Genomic DNA, 666 nt, shown 5'->3' with positions numbered 1-666 from the left:
GAAGGAAGGCGGCGCCAAGGAGCGGATTCCGCGCGGTGTCTATCACACCGAGAATCCGGAAGACCCGGTCGGCCGCATCCTTCATGCCCTGCGCGTGGCCCGTGAGACCGAGCCGGCACGCAAGCGCATCAACGATGCCATCCGAAAGTCGGACCCGGACGAACTCCAGGACATTGAAATGCTGCTCGGTCACCAGCGAGAGGAGCTGCTTGACTGGGCCCAGGAGCGGGATCTGCTGGACGACTCCGAGCGCCAGAAGGTCTCCGAGGCCATGGCCGCGATGTATGACACGATCCGTGTGGATGCGTTCTCCAAGGAGAGCATTGAGGCACTGGCTCAGGACTCCATTGGGCGCCTGGAGCTGGTGGAGCGGCCTAAAGCGGAGGATGAACCGACCAACTAGGTGGATTATGCCTCTGTAGGAGATGGGATAAAGCGGGCAGGCCTTGATCGGGCCGGAAGGAAGAGGACAACCTCCGCCAATGAGAAACGAGGTCACCCGAAGAGCCTCAGCAGAAGAGGAGGTTGTCCGATGAATTACGCTGGCATCGATCTGGCTTCCAAATCAAGTGCTGTTGCCGTTGTGGATGAGCAGGGCAATGTCATGGAACAGCGGGAAGTGGCCACCGACGCCGGGCAGTTGGCCAAAGTGCTGGCCCCGTTTAC

1 protein-coding gene is annotated in these 666 nt (G+C 60.7%); it reads left to right on the top strand.

The genetic code is table 11. The annotated features are described in order from the left end of the window. The coding region (locus CK501_RS16630) for an acyl-CoA dehydrogenase domain-containing protein (protein WP_143421475.1) at positions 1-403 on the top strand (403 nt) is incomplete at its 5' end. Between the last annotated feature and the right edge of the window lie 263 nt (positions 404-666).

This window comes from Halovibrio salipaludis (assembly GCF_002286965.1).
GTDB lineage: Bacteria > Pseudomonadota > Gammaproteobacteria > Pseudomonadales > Oleiphilaceae > Halospina > Halospina salipaludis.
Note: the sequence above shows the minus strand (reverse complement) of the source record. Positions and strands in the feature narration are given on the sequence as shown.